The following is a 2,748-nucleotide window of genomic DNA, read 5'->3' as shown; positions in this document are numbered from 1 at the left end:
ACGACAAATCATCGGAATGGCCGTTTTGTTTTTCCTGTTGACTGCCCCTGTTGGAGCCGAACCGACCAATCCGGTCGCCAATCCGGAGGCCATGATCGTCCTCAAACACGCCCGATTTACCGTGCTTACGCCGCGAGTGATTCGTATGGAGTGGTCACCCACAGGGCAATTTGAAGATCACGCCACGCTGGTCTTTATCAATCGCAATCTGCCCGTTCCGGTTTTCAAGAAAAGCAAGCATCGGGGTTGGCTGAAAGTGCAAACGTCTGCACTAACGCTATTCTACAAAATAGGCAGCGGACCGTTTACGAAAAAAAATCTTCGTATTGACTTCCGAATGGGCGGAAAGCGGAAAACCTGGCACCCCGGGATGAAAAACAAAGGAAACCTCAAAGGTACCACACGTACACTGGACGGCTGCGACGGGGACAGCCATTACGGCAGAAAAATTGATCTGGGACAAGGCCTGATCTCCCGGGACGGATGGGTGCTGATTGACGATTCCAAGCGCCCCATTTTTGATCAATCCGATTGGCCCTGGGTACAGCCTCGCCCCAAAAATGATAAGCAGGACTTTTATTTTTTCGGCTACGGATTTGACTACAAAGCCGCCCTCCACGATTTTGTCCTGATCGCAGGCCGCATTCCCATCCCGCCGCGTTTTGCCTTTGGAATCTGGTGGTCCCGGTACTGGGAGTACACCGACAAGGGCCTGCGGGAGCTGGTCCACGGCTTCCAAACCCACCGGATTCCGCTGGACGTGCTGGTAGTGGACATCGATTGGCACATTCGATTTTTACCGGAGTGGTTCGACTCAAACGGAAAACTCAAGCGCGACCAGGCCGGGCAGTCGGCTGGATGGACCGGTTTTACCTGGGATACCCATTATTTCCCCGATCCGAAAGATTTCCTGGACTGGACGGAACGAGAGAGTCTGAAGGTCTGCCTGAATTTACATCCGGCCGCCGGCATTCAGCCGCATGAGGCCGTGTACCCGGAAATGGCCCGGGCCATGGGAATCGACCCGAACAGCAAAAAATATGTACCATTCGACATTGTGAACAAGAAATTCGCCGAGAATTTCATGAATCTCGTGCTTCATCCCCTGGAAAAGGAGGGGGTGGATTTCTGGTGGCTGGACTGGCAGCAGTGGAGTACGACGAAAATTCCCGGTGTAAATCCGACGTTTTACTTAAATTACGTCTTTTTTTCGGACATGGCCCGCGAAGGAAAACGCCCGTTGATTTTTCACCGTTACGGGGGGCTGGGGAACCATCGCTACCAGATTGGGTTTTCCGGCGACACGAAAATTACGTGGAAATCCCTTACGTACCAACCCTATTTTACGGTCACGGCAGCCAATGTGGGGTTCGGGTACTGGAGCCACGACATCGGTGGTCACATGCACGGCCCTGGCACCCCGGAGTTGTACACCCGTTGGATTCAGTGGGGGGCCTTCAGTCCTATTTTCCGCACCCACTGCACCAAAAGTGCCAAAATTGAACGCCGCATCTGGGCGTACCCGCTTCCCTATTACAACGCCATGCGCAAGGCTGAGCTCCAGCGCCATCGGCTGATTCCCTACATCTACTCGTACGCCCGCAAGACGTATGAGTCGGGTATTTCGCTCTGCCACCCGCTTTACTACGAATTCCCCCAGCGGGAGGAAGCGTATCGCTTTCCGGATGAGTACTATTTTGGGGATGATCTGATTGTGGCTCCCGTCACACACCCCATGGGCCGGGACAGCCTGTTCACCTGGCAAACCCTCTGGCTGCCGCCCGGGAAATGGCTGGAATGGGCGACCGGAACGCTTTTGGAAGGCAATCGCATCGTAAAACGCGCATTCATGCTGGATGACATTCCGGTGTACGTGAAAGCCGGAGCCATTGTTCCGGAACAACCGGCTCTCCAGCCTGCCCAAACAAACCGGGTCAATCCGCTTACTCTGGTGGTTTTCCCCGGAGATTCGGGGCGTACCGTTTACTACGAAGACGAAGGCAACACCAACGGTTACCGAAACGGTTTGTTTGCCAAAACCCCCATTCATTTTCGGTACCCGGATGCCCGCACCCTCCGCCTGGTAATCGAACCGGTGCAGGGACACTTCCCGGGAATGGAGTCCCAACGAGCTTACGTGATGCGGTTTCCCAATACGTTTCCGCCGGAGCGCGTCACGGTGAACGGACACCCCCTCTCACACAGCCGCTACGATCGGGAAAATCACTGGACATACAGCGACACCGCTCTGGGATTGCAAATTCACACACTCCCCTTGCCGGTGTCCAAAAGGGTCGTGGTGGACGTACGTTTTTCGGCCAACGGGGCAAAACCGCTTTCCGGGGTAAAGGGCCAGGTGAAGCGTCTGATGACCCTAACCAAATTTATCGCGATCCGGGGGAATTGGAACCGGGCCAAATATCCGAAAACCATCGTGGTGCGGCCCGCACAGTTAGGGCTCATTTTGGCTCAAAATCCCGAAAAAGCCGAGACCGAAATCCGGAAATTTCCGGGGATATTTAAGCGCATTATCGCGATGGTCGCAGAAGAGGCTCAGCAAAAACCGCAGCTCAAGCCTTACTTTGAGCTGTTGAAAGCCACAAACCCGTAGTTCAAAAATACTCTTGCGAAGGTTCCACCCCTTCGCAAGAGTTGTGGTCATTCTTTCAATAGCTCCAATCGCTCACCTGTTTCCTGAGCGTGCCGAAGGATGGGTCCTGAGCCTGTCGAAGGACGGTTCCCGAGCCT

1 protein-coding gene is annotated in these 2,748 nt (G+C 54.4%); it reads left to right on the top strand.

The features are described from left to right. On the top strand, window positions 1–2,611 hold a 2,611-nt coding region (locus tag GXO76_04460), incomplete at its 5' end, for a DUF5110 domain-containing protein (protein ID NOY77103.1). Between the last annotated feature and the right edge of the window lie 137 nt (window positions 2,612–2,748).

It is taken from the genome of Calditrichota bacterium, from assembly GCA_013151735.1.
GTDB lineage: Bacteria > Zhuqueibacterota > JdFR-76 > JdFR-76 > BMS3Abin05 > BMS3Abin05.
The sequence above is the reverse complement of the archived record's forward strand: the minus strand, read 5'-3'. Positions and strand labels throughout refer to the sequence as shown.